Genomic DNA, 15,768 nt, shown 5'->3' on the forward strand with positions numbered 1-15,768 from the left:
GTCCTTTGCCTCGATGATCCGCCACGTCCCGCGGGACGCGCCGGTGCGGTGGGTGGACCTCGCCGGTGAGCTCATAGGTGACGTCGCTCTTCTAGTCCATGTACGCGGCGACGTCTCTCAGGGCGACCTCGATGTGGTCGCCGGCTCCGGCCCTCGCGCGGTTCCGCAGGGCAAGCGAGGCACCGAAGAGGCACGACTCCAGGCCGAACGCCGTACGCGATACGGTGACAAGCTGCGGAAACCGCTCCGCAAGGCGCCCGGGACTGAGCCCGAGTTCGTCTGTCTCGCTCGGTGGCAGGTCGAGGAGTAGCACGTCAGCCGACGAGAGCAGGGCTTCCCATCTGGAGGGGTCGAGTGTCGAGTGTCGGGTCGCACACGACGCTGCGCTTGCCCTCCGGTGTCGCGGTGAAGGCGAACTCGCTGGCCCAGAGGGGGTGCCCAGCCGCAGGCTCACACACGGTGACCTCGTGTCCAAGCCTGGCGAACAGTCCGCCGCATACAGCGCCCGCCACCGACCGGGTGAGCTCCAAGATCTCTAGCACATGTGAGTTAGTCGTTCCACCGCTACCTCCTCCCCTGCCTGACGGGCGCCAGGTAGGACGCGTGCCCGTACCTCCGACTCGACACCGTCCAGTCGGCGTCGCGTCTTGCGAGTCGTCGAACGCGGGGCCGCACCTCGCAGGGGCGCGGTGCCGCTCGGTGAGCGCCGTCGTCTCCCTGAGAGGCTCCAACGGTTCCCATGCGTTAGTGTCCATCGGTGGAGTGTCGACTCCCCGTAATCTCCCCACGAGTGGCTTACAGGAGACCCGGTATCCACGACGTTGGCGTTCGGGAAGACCGGCTTACCGGTCGGTTGGCAAGTCACCCATGGTTATCGGCGTACGGGTGATGAAACTGATCATATGTGGCGGCGAGCGAGAGCCTGCGGACCTCGCCGTACCCCGGCTGGCAACGCCATCAATTCAAGCGGGTCGGCCGAGTGGGACGACCGTAGCCCGGTCGGATCCTCGCAACCGGATGGTGCTTATGCGTGCGTACAGCGTCGGTGGCGCCGTCGCGTAGTCACGGCGACCAGCGGATCGAGGCGTCAGGCGGCACCGTGTCCTTCGAGCGCAGCCAGCGCTGCCGCCTTCGCCGCCGCGACGTGCGCGCGGGCCGCCGCGGCGGCAGCCGGTCCGTTGCGCTGCTCGATGAGGTCGACGATCTCCAGCAGCTCCCGACGACTGGCCTCGGCCCGGCCGCTGATCCGCAGGGAGACCCGACGCAGCGCGTGGATCCGCGCCTCGATCGACCCGAACATCTGCTGAAGAATCGAGTTCCCCGCACCGTCGAGGAGTAGGGCGTAGAACCTACGAGTGGCCGCGAGCTGATCATCGAACTCGCCGGAACTGGATGGCGCCGTGGCGGCGCGGAGGGCCACTACCTGGGCGTCCGAGGCGTGCCCTATGAAGAGCTCCACCGCAGCCGCCTCGAGTGGCGCCCGGACGTCGTACAGTTCGCTCACTACCGCTGCGGTCAGCACTGCGACCTGCAACCCCCGAGCCCCGGACCGTTCGACGAGCCCCTCCGCCTGTAGACTCCGGAGCGCTTCGCGAAGCGACGTCCTGCTCACCCCTGTCAGCTCGCCGAGCTCCCGCTCGGTGAGCCTGCGACCTGGCTTCAAGTCGCCGCGCATGATGGCTTCGCGGACCACATCGGTGACCCGGTCCCGCAACAACCGCTCCGGACGCTCGACCAGGAGTCCACGATTGTCGTCTGTCACCCCGACCCCCTTGGTTCTTGTATGACCGACACATCATATAGGGTAGGGGCAGCGGCAGGACTCCGGGAATAGTCACCTTTGCCCGTTTTGGACATGTGAGTGCCCGGCTGGCGCACAGTGGGAGGCGATCGCTGGCGCTTGCGGAGTTCTCAATGTTTCAAGATCCGCAAGGTTTTCTGTGCCCTTTGCCTCATCATCGCCTACGCCCGTCGTTTCGGATTTTGGTACCCGCGCTCACTTGCCCTGAGCAGGTAATGGCGCCACCGGGCCTGCTGGGCGCCTTGGAGAAAGTGCCCGATCCGCGCACCACTCGTGGCGTGCGCTTCCAATTGGCGACGCTGCTGACAGTGGGCGTGTGCGCGATGGCCATCGCAGGCCACAACTCCCTGACGGCGATCGCCGAATAGGCACGCCGCGGCGACCAGACGGTGCTGACGCGCCTGGGCTGCCCGTTCCATCCGTTCGCCGGTCACTTCCGGCCCCTGGGTGAGCGGACCCTGCGTGATCTCTTCGCCCGGGTGGACCCCGCCGCGCTGATCGCGGCGAGCTTCGCCCGGCTTCCCCGGCCTCGTGTCTTGCCTACTGCGGGGCTGTGACGCCCCGGGCCATAGCGCTTAATGGTTTTCCGATGGGCTGCTCGGCCCAATCGGGGCTGCGTGGAGGCAGGGATTGACCGCTCAGCGCGCCGAACGCCGCGTCCCTCCCGGCCGCGGCCTGTCGGGCAGGGCTCGATCGCTTGCCGTCAAGGTCGGGTCCCAAAGCAAGTTGTCGTGTGAGACGGATAGGGAGCTCAATTTTTTGATTGACGAGATTACCGTGTACTGGATACCGTCATACAAACCTGCCCGACGGAGGGCACGAAGAGATGGGGATCACGGGCGATCCGCCCCGACGGAGAGGAAGGCATGACGAATCTCAACGATGCGGTGGTCGTGGTAACCGGCGGTGCCACGGGAGTCGGCCTTGCACTGGTCCGCGAGGCAGTGCGGCGCGGTGCCCGAGTGATGATCGTGGACGTCACCGACGCCGGGGAAACGGTCGCCGCTCTGCGCCGGGAGGGCGCCATCGTCGAGTCGACGATCGCAGACGTGTGCGATGCGGCCGACGTCCAGCGGGCCGTAACGGAGACGGTTGAACACTTCGGTGGCGTCAACGTCGTGTGCAACAACGCAGGCACGGCAGCACTCGGCCGCCTACAGGAGGTGGAGCCAGAAGCCGCTCACCGCGTCCTGCGAGTCAACGTGGAGGGCGCCTTCCACGTAATCCACGCCTTCGCCCCGGCCCTGCACAAGGCCGCCGCGGCGGGCCACCCCGCCTACCTGCTGAACACGGGATCCGAACACTCGCTGGGAGTCCCGCCGCACGTCGAGCCGATCAGCATCTACACGGCAAGCAAGTACGCCGTCCTCGGACTGACGATGACTGCACACCGCGACCTCGGCCCCTCGGGGATCGGCGTCTCAATGCTCGCCCCCGGCTGGACCCTCACCGAGAAGGTCCGGGCCCGGGTCCACTCGGATCCGAAGACAGCAGCGGCGATCATGCCCTACGCGCAGGAACCCGCGGAGGTGGCCTCGCGGGCCTTTGACGGCCTGCTGGCGGGCACCAGGGTTATCGCCACCAACCCGCACAGCCGGGCATTCGCGATGGAGCACGCGCGAAACCTCATGATCGACATTCAGGAACTCCCCATCGTCGACGCTCCAGACGGCCATGCCCATGACACCCCGGCGGACGTGAGCGCCTGCCCAGTCGCCGGTATGCAATAGCTCGAAACGGTGGCAACCACTCCCGAAGCTGATCCTGCGGAGTCGACACCCCTGTGGACCATCAAGGTCCAGGAAGGGAGTCCAAGTAGTGGCGTCGGACTCCGCATCCGCAGGAGATGTCGGACTCCGCATCCGCAGGAGATTCGGAAGGACGCCATCGCGTAGTACCAAGCCGCAGATGGCAACCACACAAATGCGCCTGCTGCGGAACTCCTTCCGCTATGCCGCCCGGCAGGACTGGGACAAGATCGCCAAGCTCCTCGAGTCCCTCTACACCGCCGCCACCGAAGGGACCGCGCTGGACCGGTTCGCCGAGTTCACCGACCCCTGGGACAGGAAGTATCCGGCGATCGTGAAGCCGTGGGAGAGCGAGTGGGAGGAGTTCACCCCGTTCCTGCGGTTCGACACCGAGGTCCGCCGCATCGTCTGCACGACGAATGCGATCGAGTCGGTCAACGCCCGGTCGGCGAGCGGTCAAGGCCCGCGGACACTTTCCGAACGAGCAAGCAGCGTTGAAGCGCGTCTACACGGCAGAGATGTCAACGCGCTTGTAGGCCCGGTGTTTTCGGGCTGTCGGCGTGTCGTCGAGGGTGTGCCGGACGAGGGCGAGGTCATCCGAGTGACAGCTCGGGCCCAGGACGGGGCGGTGTCGTGTCCGGCGTGTGGGAGGCTGACGGGGCGGGTGTATGGCTTCCACCGGCGGACGGTAGCGGACGTGCCCGTGGACGGTCGGCGGGTGCTTGTGTCCGGGGGTGCGGCGGATGGTGTGCCCGGTGCCGGGGTGTGGGCGCCAGACGTTCCGTGAGCCGGTGCCCGGCCTGCTGTAAGGCTATCGGCGCCGTGCCGTCCGTCTGGCCTCCCAACTCGGCGCGGTCATTGGGGAGTTAGCGAACCGGGCTGACGCCGACTGCTGGCCTTCCTGGCGGTTCCGGTATCCCGCTCCACCGCGCTGCGGACGCTTGCGCACCACCCGGCGCCGAGTCCAGGGCACTCCTGGCCGCTCGCGACCGGCCCCGACGACAAGCCGTTCGTGGGCAGCGCAGGCTCCTGAGGCGTCAACCTCCGGTCACGCTCCTCGCCACGAAGAGACGGTTCTGAATGGGGGACTGCAGCCGGCCGCCGCGAGGGAGACGACTCGCGAGACAGCAGGCACGGTGCCGTTGGCGGCGCACACGGGAGGCAGGCACCCTCATGAACGAGCCGCCTCATCGAGTCCCTCGGGCCACCGCACCACGCCACTGGGGTGTGGATCCCCAGAGCTACATCGGGACTGGCCGCTACAGGCGCCGGCGGAAGCGATGGGAGTCTCTCGCGGAAGGGCTCGATGTACTCCTCGACGTGCGCCGGGGCACTCGGCCAGCTGATGGTCATTCTGTTCAGGTCGGAAGACCGATCCGGGCAGCATCCGCAGCAGCTCGTCACTCGTTGCGGTTGCCGCCAGCGGCCTTGCCGGATATGGGCTCGCCAGCCTCAGGCCCGAGACTGCCGATCGCCCTCGGAGGCGGCCCTCGCATCAGCGGGGACCTCTCGGCGTGCGTCGCGTTCGGGCAGTTCGCGACGTCGGCGGCGAGCCAGCTCTGTGCCGCGTGCGGACGGCGGCACAGAGCTGATGAGGCCGGAACGGTCAGCGCTGGACCGTTGACAGAGTTTGTATGACGGTAGTCCAATACTACAGACTCGGCGGGCGAGGACCGCCACACACATCCTGCAAAAGGAGCACCCGTGTCGTTGACCCACCAGGAGACAGGAAACATCCCCATCCCGAATCTCAGTGACCCAGCAACCTACGCTGAGGCGGTTCCCCGTGCAGCCCTGGCCGAGATCCAGCGGCGTCCGGGCCTGCACTGGGTCCCCACAACGATCGCGAACAAGAACGGCGGGTACTGGGCGGTGACCCGGATGGCCGACATCATCGCGGTCGAGAAGGACACGACCACGTTCACCTCCACCGGAGGCCCCGCCTTCCCCTACACGAACCACTCGCCCGATCACCCGGCGACGGACATGCTCATGCTCACCGACCCCCCGCGGCACAGCTACCTGCGCCGCGCGGCGGCGAAGGGATTCGCCCCACGGATCGTTGCGAACTTCGAGCCGTGGGTCCGGGAAGTCGTCACCCAGGCGATCGACGCGGTAGAGGGCAGGCCCGAATTCGACTACGTCGAGCAGTTCGCCCGCACGATCCCTGCGTACGTCATCGCCACGGTGCTCGGCGCCCCCCACGAGGACCGTGCATACCTCGTCCGGTTGCTGACGGACTTCTTCGACTCCGCCCAGCATTTCGAGGGGCTCGAGGAGGGTGAGGGGACGTCCGACCGCATCATCCCGTTGCTCGAGGAGATCACGGAGTACGCCGCAAAGATGCAGAAGGTCAAGCTGGCCCACCCGGGGGACGACATGTTCACCGAGTTGAGCCGGTGCGTCGAACGCGGCGAGATCAACCAGGCTGAGTACCTCCAGTGGATGTTCGTCATGATCGCCGCGGGCTTCGAGACCACGCATACGACGATCGGTCAGTCGATGCGGATGTATCTGGAGGACCCGGAGATCGCGGCCATCACCGACAAGGCCGTGGAGGAGGGCCGGACGGGCCGCGTCGTCGACGAGTACATCCGGCTCATCAGCCCGGTGTATCAGATGGCGCGGACCGCCACCCGGGACCTGACCTTCGCCGGGGAACAGATCCGCAAGGACGACGTCATGGTCCTCTACTACACCGCCGCGAACCGGGATCCGGCGGTCTTCTCCGACCCGGACCGCTTCGATCCGGGGCGTCCCGAGACGGACACGTTGGCCTTCGGCACCGGCGTGCACCGCTGCATCGGCGCCCACTTGGCAAAACTGGAGCTGACGATCCTCTGGGAGGAGCTCCGGTCCCGCGGAGTGCGGCTCGAGCTCGCGGGCGAACCGCGCCGCGGCTGGTCCAACTACATCAATCTTCTGACAGAACTCCCGGTGCGCCGGGTCCGTTAGCAGAGCTAACTGGGCGTCCTTCGGCCGACCTATCGGTTCGCAACCAACGCCACGCAGCACCCGGGCGATTCCTCCTCGAATGCGGCGCCCCGCAAGACTGTAACGGCGGTGTCCGCGATCTCCACGGCTTCCTCCTCGGAGCCGTGCGGCGCCGGGGTTGATCTCGTCAGCGCGGATGCCCAGTGTGGAGGTGCCTGAACCTTCACAACCGGCGCATTACACCAGTTCTCACGTGCCCTCGGAGGCCGGGCTGGACTCAGCGGACTGTGGTCGTGGTCAGACTGCGACCGCGGCAGTCCGCGTGGCCCCTCCCTCTCACCTGCCGCGCAGAGCCTCCCGAGAGCGGACTACCGTCGGTCGACAGCACGCGCGTGGCAGGCGGCCGCTCGGGGCAGCACGTACGTGGCGATGCTCGGCCCGGACCCCGAGGCGCTTGAGCCGCTCGGCGTACCGGGGCCACGCATCCGATGCCGGAACGGCTCCCGGACGAGAAGTCCTGATACGAGATCGAGGCAGCGCTCCTCGGGCGAGATGAGTTCCGCCGAGCGTCGCTGGACGACCATAACGGCGGCCCCGGAAAACGCCCGCCTGCTGCATGTCGAGGTTGGTGCCCATCTTCGGGTGACGACGCTGGCTGCCAGTGTCGTCGTCCATCGCACACAATCAGAGTAAGGAGTGGAGCATGAGCAAGACCTGGTTCATCACCGGTGCCGGACGGGGCTTCGGCCGCGAGTTCGCCACCGCCGCGCTTGGGCGCGGCGATCGGGTGGCCGCGACCGCCCGAAATACCGAGGCTCTGAAGGACCTCGTGGACGCCTACGGGGACGCCATCATTCCGCTGTCCCTGGACGTGACCGACCGCGCGGGCGTCGGCACCGCGGTGACCACCGCGCATGAGCGGCTGGGCAGGCTGGACGTCGTCGTGAACAATGCCGGCTACGGCCTGTTCGGCGCCATCGAGGAGATCACCGAGCAGCAGTTGCGGGACCAGCTCGAGGTCAACCTATTCGGCGTCTTCCACGTGACGCAGGCCGTCGTGCCGATCCTGCGCGAGCAAGGCTCGGGCCACATCGTGCAGATCTCGACGGTCGGCGGGATCGCGGCCTTCCCCACCCTCGGCGGGTACCACGCCTCCAAGTGGGCGCTGGAGGGGCTCTCGGAGTCCCTGGCCCAGGAGGTCGCCCCGTTCGGCGTCTCTGTCACGCTCATCGAGCCCGGCGGGTTCAGCACCGACTGGGCGGGCAACTCGGCCGTGCGCGCCGAGCCGCAGCCGCAGTACGACGCCCTGCGCGCGGCATTCGCCGAGCAGCAGAGGAACACGCCGGCCGAGTTCACCGGTGACCCCATTGCGGCCGGGCCTGCCCTCCTGAAGGTGGTCGACGCGGAGGAGCCACCACTGCGTGTCCTGTTCGGACTGATGCCGACGCAGGTCGTGCCCGGCATCTACCAGCAGCGCCTCGAAACCTGGAAGACGTGGGAGCCGGTGTCGCTCGAAGCCAACGGCCACGCCTCGAGCTGAGGTGCATGCCGGTGTGGCCGACGTGGTCCGCACCGGCCCAAGCCATGCGGCTACATCCGACGGGTGTCAGTAGCACAGGGGGACGGCGCGCGGATACGCGCGCGGAAGGCCCTGCGCGCCGGAAAACTATGCATGTGGCGCTGGAGCTCTTCGTTGAGAAGAGCTTCGACGCCATCACCGTAGACGAGATCGCCGGTGCGGCGGACTGTCCAAGTGCACGTTCTTCCGGTACTTCCCCGGTGGGCGGCCGCTGCGGTCACCATGGGCCTGCGCGGAGAGGGCGAGCGAACGCGATGGACGTCGCGATTCCGACCCGCGTGGTCGTCTCGGCCACCAGCACGGAATGCGGGACCGGGTTCCGGGTGATCTCCCGTGATGCACGCCTGGTCTCCGCCCGCAGCTCACACCCACTGCCTCCGTCCGCCGGGCCCCGTGCAGATCTCCGCCCTGGGGGTGTGGTTCCCGATCGAGAACTCCACCGCACGAACCTCTGCTCTCCCCACCACCCGGGTCTCGGCGGGCGAGGGTCACCTGCTGCTCGATGGCGGACTCCTTCTCAAGCGCTACCCGGCGCACGGTCCGTTGCCCCTGCTGCAGCCCTTTCGCTACCGCATTGAACTCCTCATGAAGTCGATTCGGGTGTCGCAGAACGGTTTGTCCCGTGAGTCGCTGGAGGAGCTGGCCGCGCTCGCGGCCGAGAAGGTCCGCGGTGACGGACTGCGGCTGATGGGCGAGGGCGGGCTGCTGCCCGAGCCGGCCCAGCGGCTGATGCGGGCTGCCCTGAGGCCGAGATGGACGAGCACCTGGCCGACGAGGCCGGGCCAGGTTGGCGGGCGGGGCGCGCGCTCGGGCGGGAACATGCGCAACGGCTACCGGGCCGACAAGGCCCTGGAGTCGATGGCGGAATGGCGCACCCGCCCGCTGGACGCGGTCTACCCGGTCGTCTTCATCGACGCCGTGCGCGCGTTTGCGAATTCCCTGAACTAGGCCCTGTCTCCTCGACGAGTTGCCACAGGTCTGTCTTCTGGGCTACTTTCGATACGCAACGGTAGCGTATCGAAAGTAGGGGTAGGCGTGGCCAGTGCATCGAGTGGCTCGGGAAGTGGCGGTACGGTTGGACCCTCCGTCATGGGGCGCCCGCGTGATACCAGTCGTGACCTGGCCATTCTTGATGCCACGCTGGCACTGCTGATCGAGGTGGGCTACGAGCAGCTGTCCATGGAGGCGGTGGCAAGCCGTTCAGGGGCAGCGAAGACGACGATCTACCGGCGCTACCGCGATAAGGCCGCACTGGTCGCGGCCGCGGTCGAGCATCGCTCGAGCGACACACCTCCCGTGCCTGCCGCAGGTGACCTGCGAGGAGACCTCCTCGGGCTGGTCACCTGGCTGGGCCGGCAGATCGCCGAGCAGGAGATCGGCCTGCTGGGGGCACTGTTCGCCGGTATGCGCAGCGACGCGCGCCTGGCGGAGGAGATGCGCCGCATTCTGCGTCGGGACGAGGCCGCGATGACCGACGAGCCCCTCCGCAAGGCCATCCAGCACGGAGAGCAGCTGACTGCCCGGGCTGCCGAACTGTTCGCCGAGGTCGCCCCGGCGGTGATCGTCCACCGCATCGTGATCGCGGGCGAGCCGTGCGACGAGGCGTTCATCGAGCATCTCGTCGACGACATCCTCCTGCCGCTCCTGCGCAGCCACTGACACCACCCCGCCTGCGCCCGGCGCACCGCAGGAAGGAAAGGAAGACCCGCATGATCGTCGTCACCGGAGCGACCGGTGCCCTGAACGGCGCCACCGTCGAACACCTCCTCAAGCGCGTGCCCGCCGAGAGAATCGGCGTCAGCGTCCGCGATGTCGCCAAAGCTCAGCATTTCGCCGACCTCGGCGTGCGGGTACGCCAGGGTTCCTACGACGACCCAGCCTCGCTGCAGCACTCCTTCGAGGGTGCCGAGCAGGTCCTGCTCGTCTCCTCCAACGACCCGCACACCGATGCTGTCGCCTTGCACCGCGTCGGCATCGAGACGGCCGTGGCAGCTGGAGCCCGGCGCATCCTCTACACCAGCCACCAGGGCGCCGGCGCCGACAGCCCCTTCCACCCGGCGCGTGACCACGCCGCCACCGAGCAGCTCCTGGCCGACTCGGGCGTCGCCTGGACCGCGCTGCGCAACGGCTTCTACGCCCACAGCCTCGCCTGGCTCCTCGGTCCCTGGCAGCAGACCGGCACCATCGCCGCCCCGGCCGACGGGCCGGTGTCCTGGACCGACCGCGCCGATGCCGCCGAAGCGGCAGCGGTCATCCTGGCCGGTGAGCAGGCCTTCGACGGTCCGGTCACGCTCACCGCCCGCCAGGCGGTGACGTTCGACGACGTCGCCGTGATGGCATCGAAGGTCAGCGGCCGTGAGGTCACGCGCGTGACGCTGGACGACGAGGCATGGATCGCGGACCAGGTCGCCGCCGGTACTCCGGAGGCGATGGCGCGGATGACGCTCACCACCTTCCAGGCCGCCCGACAATGCCGCTTCGCGGGCGTCGATCCGTTGCTCGCCGAGCTGCTGGGCCGAGAGCCCCGCAGCGTCGCCGACCAGTTCGTGGACGCGAACGTCGCCTGAAAGAGGAGGCAGTGGCGTGCTCAGCAGGGGGGATCTCACCGATGACGAGTGCGCAGTGCTGGAGCCTCTGCTGCCCAAGAGCAACAACCGCTGCGGCCGCTGGCAGGACCACCGACAGGTGATCAACGGAATCATTCACCGGCTGAGTACCGGCTGTCAGTGGCGTCAGCTGCCCGCTCGCTTCGGCCCGTGGCAGACATTCACAAACGCCACAGCCGGTGGTCTGCCGACGGCACCTGGGAGCGGCTGCCCCAGCACGCCCAGGCGATCGCCGACGCGACGGGTGACATCGAGAGGATCGGCCCCGTGCCCGCATCGAGGTGGAAGTCGTAGAAGCCCCGCAGCACCGTCTCGCTGTGCGCGCGAACCGACGCCGCGTACGGCTTCCCGCCGGCACTCCACAACGCGACATCCCGAGAGCGCCAGTGCGAACGCTTCGGCTGCCCAGCGACCAGCAACCACCGGGAGAAGTCCCGTGGCTCAAGGCGCGTCGCCCGCTCCCACGGATCACCGGCGGCCCACAAGAACCGGAACCAGCGCAGCAAGTCCATCCCGTACGGGGGTGCTGTCGCCGACGGCTTCCCGGCCCCCTGCAAATCCCGCAGATAGGCAGCGACTCCCCTGCGAAAACGCCACACGTAGTTCAGTCGACAGGTAGAAGATCGAGGCTGGCGCGGCCGAACATCTGGCGTTTGAGCATCTTAAAAGTTATGTGGAATCTGCCGGAGTGGTCATGTCTCCCCGGTGGAACCAAGGACTTGGGAGATGACTTGAGCGGCACGACGGTGCTCACGGAGAAGTGACCAGTGCACGGCCGGGGACTGGCCGAGTACCTGCTGATGTGCGAGCGAGAGGATGTCGACCCGGTTACCGCGAACGGTTCCCATACCGCCGTCTACGTACGGGAGTTGAGCTCGCAACCGCATCGCCGGGGTGCGAATGTGATCTCGATCGACTCAGGCGCGGGGCTGGCGAACGCGACGATCCAGCGGCGGCTGGTGCCGGTCCGCCTGTTCTACGACTTTCTCATGGAAGAGGGGCTGCGGGAATTCAACCCGGTCGGCCGGGGGCGCTACGCTCCCGGCCGACGGAACGGTGGTCAGCAACGCGGCCTGGTGCCCCGGCTGGCGAAGCTGCCGTGGATTCCCGGAGAACAGCGGTGGCTACGCGTCCTGGAGGTCGCCAAGAATGAGTCGGTACGCAACCGCGTGAAGCTCGCCCTGGCCTACGACGCGGCTCTGCGCCGCGAGGAACTGTGCTCGCTGCGGACCGGCCACCACCCGGGAGCGGCCTCAGCCACACGCTCGGCTTGAGCACATTCTCCGGTTCTGATGCCATTCTCGACTCCTCAGACCATCGGGACGGCCACAACTCTTTCCATCACAGCTCATGGGCTGGACTGGTTCCCTTGCCGGTCATCCCGCTGGCTGGACCGCGTAGTCGGGGTTGGCGACGGCCAGCTTGTCGATGATGGAGCGCCGCACCGTGTCCACGGCCTCTTCCCAGCGCCCGTCCAACGAGCCGTCCCGGATCGCCTCTGCCAGCTCGCGGTCGTCCGCGCAGCCCAGGACGGCCAGCCGGGCCTGATGGACTTGGTCATGGCCGGGTCCCAGCAGGGCCTCGCGGCGGGCTATCGCCACGGCATTAGCCGCCACCCTGGCCAGGAAGCGCAGCCGGGCATCGGAGCCCGCCGCCACCTCCTCGGTGAGGAAGCCGTGGACAGCCTGGAGCAGCGCGCCGGCGCCCGGCCGGTCGTGCGGCGCGGCCGGCTCGGTCTCCTCCCATCCGGCCAGGACGTCGGGTACGGCGCCGGGCCCGGTCGCTCCCAGGGACAACAGGATGTCGTGCTCCTGCTCGCACACCCGCCGCCCCAGCACGGCGAACTCGACCGACCGGTCTGCCCCGGAGAGGTAGCGCTCGGCCTGCTTGCGGCAGATCACCGCCCAGCGGACCGTGCCGAACACCTCCCACCAGTGCAGTTCGTCGTCACTCGGGCGGATCCCGGCAACCTCGGCGTAGCCCTCGAGCAACTCGTCGCGGGGGCCGAAGCCGCCCACCGGGTCCGCGCTGCCGAAGCGCCAGGCCTTGACGCACAGCCAGCCGAGGTCCTCGATCGGGTCGCTGAGGTGGACGAGTTCCCAGTCCAGGACGGCCCGTACGCCGTCCTGGTTGACCATGAGGTTGCCGTTGCGGAAGTCGCCGTGCACCACGGCCGCCGGGCGGGCGGGCGGGCGGTTCTCGGCCAGCCGGCGCAGGCCGAGCTCAATGGCCGGGCGCGGCTCGTCGAGGGCCCGGTACATGGCGGTCAGCTGTTCCAACGGGTCCCCGTCGGGCAGGCCGGGGACGGCCTCCCTCGGGATCGAGTGGATCCGGGCGAGGATCCGGCCGAACTCCCTGGCCAGCTTCGGGCGTACGGCGGCGAACCGCTCGTCGCGGAGCAGCCGGCGCGGGATGGTCTCACCGTCGACCCGCTCCATGAGCAGGTACGCCTGGCCGAGGGCGGCCTCGCCGCCGCTCTGGCCGTCGCCGTGGTCGACGACCCGGGGCACCGGTACCCGGACGGAGGCCGCGGCTGTCAGCGCCGCGCGTTCCAGAGCCATCAGCTCGGGCCGGGGCCGCGCCGGCGGGTCGCAGCGCAGGATCAGCGGCTGCGGCGTCCCGCCGACTGGGCCGGCTTCCAGGGACCAGGTGTGCCGGCTGGCGCCGCCGGAGAGGCGGCGCAGGCCCTGAACGGCTACGGGAACGTTCCAGACCTCGGCCAGCCGGGCCTGGAGGCGTGCCGCGGTCTGGTCGGCCTCGTCATGCTCACTCATGCCGGGAGCCCCGCCCACGGGGCCGCGTCGAGGTCAGCGAGTAGCTTGCGGGCGACGACCATGCGGTGGACCTCGTCCGGGCCGTCGTAGATTCGGGCGTAGCGGGCGTGGCGGTACATGGACTCCAGAGGGGTGTCCTCAGTGACACCGAGTGCGCCGTGCACCTGGATGGCACGGTCGATCACATTGTGCAGGACCCGGGCGCCCCAGAACTTGACCATGCTGATCTCCACCAGGGCCCGGCCGTCCTGGTCGTAGCGGCGGGCGGCATCCAGGGTCATCAGCCGGGAGGCCTGGATTTCGGCCGCGGATTCGGCGATGTAACGGCGGATCTCGCCCTTCTCAGCGAGCAGCGAGCCGTGGGCGTAGCGGCTGTTGGCCCGCTCCACCATGAGCTCGAAGGCGCGCTGCGCCTGGCCGAGCCAGCGCATGCAGTGGAAGATGCGGCCGGGGCCGAGGCGGCGCTGGGCGATGGTGAAGCCGGCGCCGCGCTCGCCGAGCAGGTGGTCGGCGGGTACGCGAACGTCGCGCAGTTGGAGCTCGCAGTGGTTGCCCTGAGTGGAGCCCATGGTCTTCACCACGCGGCTGATCTCCAGGCCGGGAGTGCCGGCCGGCACGATGATCGCGGAGATGGCGCGGTGCGGCGTGGCCTCCTCGCCCTCGGTACGGGCGAAGACGGTGGTGAAGGCCGCCACGTTGGCGTTGGAGGTGAACCACTTGTGGCCGTTGATCACCCACTGGTCGCCGTCCAGCACCGCGGTGGTGCGGATCCGGGTGGGGTCGGAGCCGGCCACCTCGGGCTCGGTCAGTCCGACGCTGGGCCGGATATCACCGTTGACCATCGGCTTCAGCCAGCGTTCGCGCTGCGCCGGTGAGGCGTACAGGTCGAGCATGATCGAGTCCTGCATGCTGTTCGTGCCGACCGCGGCCTGGCCGTATTCCGAGCGCCCGATGATCTCGTTTATCAGGGCGAAGTCGTACAGTGGCAGGCCGCCGCCGCGGAGGTGGGCCGGGTGGCCGAGCGCCCACAGGCCGAGCTCCTTGGCCCGTGCCTGAAGGGCCTTGAGGGTGGCGGTGGCGTCGGGGCTGGCGATGCCGAGCACCTTCTCGGCCGGGATCACTTCCTCGTTGATGAAGGCCCGCATCCGCTCGCGGAGCTTGTGAAGGTCGACTGACATCTCATCACCGTCCAGTGCATCAAGGGTGGGTCGTTGTTCGCGGTGTGACCGCCGGGGGTCGCGGTGTGCCGGGCGGCATCTGGCACGGGGTTGGGGGCTAGTCGCTCAGAGAACGGCGAGGGGGTTCAGCGGGGAGCCGGAAGCGTTGGTGACATTGAGCGGGGCCGCGGAGAGCAGGAACTCCCAGCGGTCTTCCTCGGCGCAGGCCTCGGCCAGCTCCTCCAACCACCAGATCTCGCCCAGGGTCAGCCCGAGGTCGCGGATCAGCCGGTTGTGCACGGGGTAGGAGGTGCCGGACGCGTCCTCGAAAGGCTCGACCTCGACGGCGACGTTGTCCATGGCGAGCGCGGCGATCTCCCGCGCGTGGAACCACTCCACGGTGCTCATCGCCACCCCGGGCGCGCCCGCGGCCCAGAACTTGCTCTTGTCTTTCAGCGCGTAGAACCACGGCACATGGCCGGTGCGGACGAGCAGGATGTCGCCGGTACGGATCTCCACGCCCTGCGCCTGGGCGCAGGCATCCAGCTGCTCGGGGGTGATGCCGTGGCCAGGCCGCAATCGGTCGACGCCCTGGTGGCCCGGCAGGTCGAGCAGGACGCCACGGCCGACGAGGCGGTCCTTGAGCTGGTGGACGGAACAGCGGCGGGCACCGTCGTAGGCTTGCACGTTGCCGATCCAGAAGCCGTTGTAGAGCATGTCGCCGGAGCCGATGTGGGCCAGGCCGTCCCACTGGGTGGAGCCCTGGAGCGGCATCAGCAGGTAGTCGTCCGTGGCCTGGGTCCGGGTGCGGCGCCCCAAGACACTGCCGGCGACGTGGTCTGCGCCGGTGTACCCGTAGAAGTGCATCAGGCCAGGGCGCGAGGGGTGCACCGGGCCCTGGGAATCCAGGGGGATGGCGCAGCTGATGGCGCGGCCGGTCCGAACCAGGGCTGCGGCATCCGCCACCATCTGCGGAGTGATGAAGTTGACCGTGCCGCGCTCGTCGAGCTCGCCCCATCGGCCCCAGTTGTTGGGCGTGCGGTCGTTGACCGCGCCCACGACCTTGCCATGCTGGTCGACCGTGTAGGTGGGCGGGGTCCAGGTCTCGGCCCAGGCGCCGTCGGCGGTGCGTCCCATCGGTGAAGTCCTTCTTCCATGACGGTGTGGTA

At 68.5% G+C, this 15,768-nt stretch carries 14 protein-coding genes and 3 pseudogenes; 11 read left to right on the forward strand and 6 right to left on the reverse strand.

Going from position 1 to position 15,768, the window contains the following annotated elements:
* Positions 1-91: 91 nt before the first annotated feature.
* Both BLV72_RS51900 and BLV72_RS04105 read right to left on the reverse strand, forming a co-directional pair.
* Positions 92-454, reverse strand: a complete 363-nt coding sequence (locus BLV72_RS51900; RefSeq protein WP_425288350.1) for a CoA transferase — start codon at positions 452-454, stop codon at positions 92-94.
* Between the two features lie 633 nt (positions 455-1,087).
* Positions 1,088-1,762 carry a GntR family transcriptional regulator gene (locus BLV72_RS04105; protein ID WP_143059742.1) on the reverse strand — a complete coding sequence of 225 codons (675 nt, stop codon included), beginning with the start codon at positions 1,760-1,762 and terminating at the stop codon, positions 1,088-1,090.
* Positions 1,763-1,914: 152 nt separating this feature from the next.
* On the opposite strand from BLV72_RS04105, the gene BLV72_RS04110 reads away from it, so the two are divergent.
* From BLV72_RS04110 to BLV72_RS51915, 10 genes and pseudogenes are all read left to right on the forward strand, one after another.
* A complete protein-coding gene (locus BLV72_RS04110; RefSeq protein WP_093460353.1) occupies positions 1,915-2,169 on the forward strand; it encodes a transposase family protein in 255 nt (84 codons plus the stop codon).
* 498 nt (positions 2,170-2,667) lie between these two features.
* Positions 2,668-3,531, forward strand: a complete 864-nt coding sequence (locus tag BLV72_RS04115) for an SDR family NAD(P)-dependent oxidoreductase (RefSeq protein WP_093460354.1) — start codon at positions 2,668-2,670, stop codon at positions 3,529-3,531.
* A 184-nt stretch (positions 3,532-3,715) separates the two neighbouring features.
* A pseudogene (locus BLV72_RS04120) lies at positions 3,716-4,073 on the forward strand (transposase); the annotation flags it as partial.
* Positions 4,074-4,177: 104 nt separating this feature from the next.
* Entirely contained in the window at positions 4,178-4,336 is a 159-nt protein-coding gene (locus tag BLV72_RS51905; RefSeq protein ID WP_425288504.1) for a transposase family protein, read from the forward strand.
* A gap of 917 nt (positions 4,337-5,253) precedes the next feature.
* Positions 5,254-6,504 (forward strand): cytochrome P450, encoded by a 1,251-nt coding sequence (locus tag BLV72_RS04125; RefSeq protein WP_093460356.1) that lies wholly within the window; start codon positions 5,254-5,256, stop codon positions 6,502-6,504.
* A gap of 682 nt (positions 6,505-7,186) precedes the next feature.
* Complete coding sequence (locus BLV72_RS04130; protein ID WP_093460357.1) at positions 7,187-8,023, forward strand: SDR family oxidoreductase; 837 nt, start codon at positions 7,187-7,189, stop codon at positions 8,021-8,023.
* Positions 8,024-8,647: 624 nt separating this feature from the next.
* A pseudogene (locus tag BLV72_RS51910) lies at positions 8,648-8,983 on the forward strand (IS256 family transposase); the annotation flags it as partial.
* Between the two features lie 168 nt (positions 8,984-9,151).
* Positions 9,152-9,721: a TetR/AcrR family transcriptional regulator gene (locus tag BLV72_RS04140; RefSeq protein WP_093460360.1), complete on the forward strand. Its 570-nt coding sequence runs from the start codon at positions 9,152-9,154 to the stop codon at positions 9,719-9,721.
* Between the two features lie 50 nt (positions 9,722-9,771).
* The gene (locus BLV72_RS04145) at positions 9,772-10,629 is read left to right on the forward strand and encodes an SDR family oxidoreductase (protein ID WP_093460362.1); all 858 of its coding nucleotides are present in this window, start codon (positions 9,772-9,774) and stop codon (positions 10,627-10,629) included.
* A 55-nt stretch (positions 10,630-10,684) separates the two neighbouring features.
* Positions 10,685-10,774, forward strand: a pseudogene (locus tag BLV72_RS51915) (IS5/IS1182 family transposase); the annotation flags it as partial.
* A 55-nt stretch (positions 10,775-10,829) separates the two neighbouring features.
* Here BLV72_RS51915 and BLV72_RS49610 read toward each other — a convergent pair.
* Complete coding sequence (locus tag BLV72_RS49610) at positions 10,830-11,180, reverse strand: hypothetical protein (RefSeq protein ID WP_143059744.1); 351 nt, start codon at positions 11,178-11,180, stop codon at positions 10,830-10,832.
* Positions 11,181-11,570: 390 nt separating this feature from the next.
* Between BLV72_RS49610 and BLV72_RS04155 the strand changes: the two genes are divergently transcribed.
* Positions 11,571-11,942 carry a hypothetical protein gene (locus BLV72_RS04155; RefSeq protein ID WP_244320642.1) on the forward strand — a complete coding sequence of 124 codons (372 nt, stop codon included), beginning with the start codon at positions 11,571-11,573 and terminating at the stop codon, positions 11,940-11,942.
* Positions 11,943-12,044: 102 nt separating this feature from the next.
* On the opposite strand, the gene BLV72_RS04160 is transcribed toward BLV72_RS04155, so the two are convergent.
* The 3 genes from BLV72_RS04160 to BLV72_RS04170 all read right to left on the reverse strand — a co-directional run bounded on the left by BLV72_RS04160 (position 12,045) and on the right by BLV72_RS04170 (position 15,736).
* Positions 12,045-13,442: a phosphotransferase family protein gene (locus tag BLV72_RS04160; RefSeq protein ID WP_093470141.1), complete on the reverse strand. Its 1,398-nt coding sequence runs from the start codon at positions 13,440-13,442 to the stop codon at positions 12,045-12,047.
* Positions 13,439-14,620, reverse strand: a complete 1,182-nt coding sequence (locus BLV72_RS04165; protein ID WP_093460365.1) for an acyl-CoA dehydrogenase family protein — start codon at positions 14,618-14,620, stop codon at positions 13,439-13,441. Before BLV72_RS04165 ends, BLV72_RS04160 begins: the two co-directional genes overlap by 4 nt.
* A gap of 105 nt (positions 14,621-14,725) precedes the next feature.
* Positions 14,726-15,736 carry a cyclase family protein gene (locus BLV72_RS04170; protein WP_093460366.1) on the reverse strand — a complete coding sequence of 337 codons (1,011 nt, stop codon included), beginning with the start codon at positions 15,734-15,736 and terminating at the stop codon, positions 14,726-14,728.
* Positions 15,737-15,768 lie beyond the last annotated feature (32 nt).

Source organism: Streptomyces melanosporofaciens, assembly GCF_900105695.1.
Taxonomy (GTDB): Bacteria; Actinomycetota; Actinomycetes; order Streptomycetales; family Streptomycetaceae; genus Streptomyces; species Streptomyces antimycoticus.

What these genes read in the sequence shown, in the direction of transcription:
- BLV72_RS04110 (WP_093460353.1), top strand. Translation starts at nt 1,915, where the DNA reads ATGTTTCAAGATCCGCAAGGTTTTCTGTGCCCTTTGCCTCATCATCGC.
- BLV72_RS04115 (WP_093460354.1), top strand. Translation starts at nt 2,668, where the DNA reads ATGACGAATCTCAACGATGCGGTGGTCGTGGTAACCGGCGGTGCCACG.
- BLV72_RS04130 (WP_093460357.1), top strand. Translation starts at nt 7,187, where the DNA reads ATGAGCAAGACCTGGTTCATCACCGGTGCCGGACGGGGCTTCGGCCGC.
- BLV72_RS04140 (WP_093460360.1), top strand. Translation starts at nt 9,152, where the DNA reads ATGGGGCGCCCGCGTGATACCAGTCGTGACCTGGCCATTCTTGATGCC.
- BLV72_RS04145 (WP_093460362.1), top strand. Translation starts at nt 9,772, where the DNA reads ATGATCGTCGTCACCGGAGCGACCGGTGCCCTGAACGGCGCCACCGTC.
- BLV72_RS49610 (WP_143059744.1), bottom strand. Translation starts at nt 11,180, where the DNA reads ATGGACTTGCTGCGCTGGTTCCGGTTCTTGTGGGCCGCCGGTGATCCG.
- BLV72_RS04160 (WP_093470141.1), bottom strand. Translation starts at nt 13,442, where the DNA reads ATGAGTGAGCATGACGAGGCCGACCAGACCGCGGCACGCCTCCAGGCC.
- BLV72_RS04165 (WP_093460365.1), bottom strand. Translation starts at nt 14,620, where the DNA reads ATGTCAGTCGACCTTCACAAGCTCCGCGAGCGGATGCGGGCCTTCATC.
- BLV72_RS04170 (WP_093460366.1), bottom strand. Translation starts at nt 15,736, where the DNA reads ATGGGACGCACCGCCGACGGCGCCTGGGCCGAGACCTGGACCCCGCCC.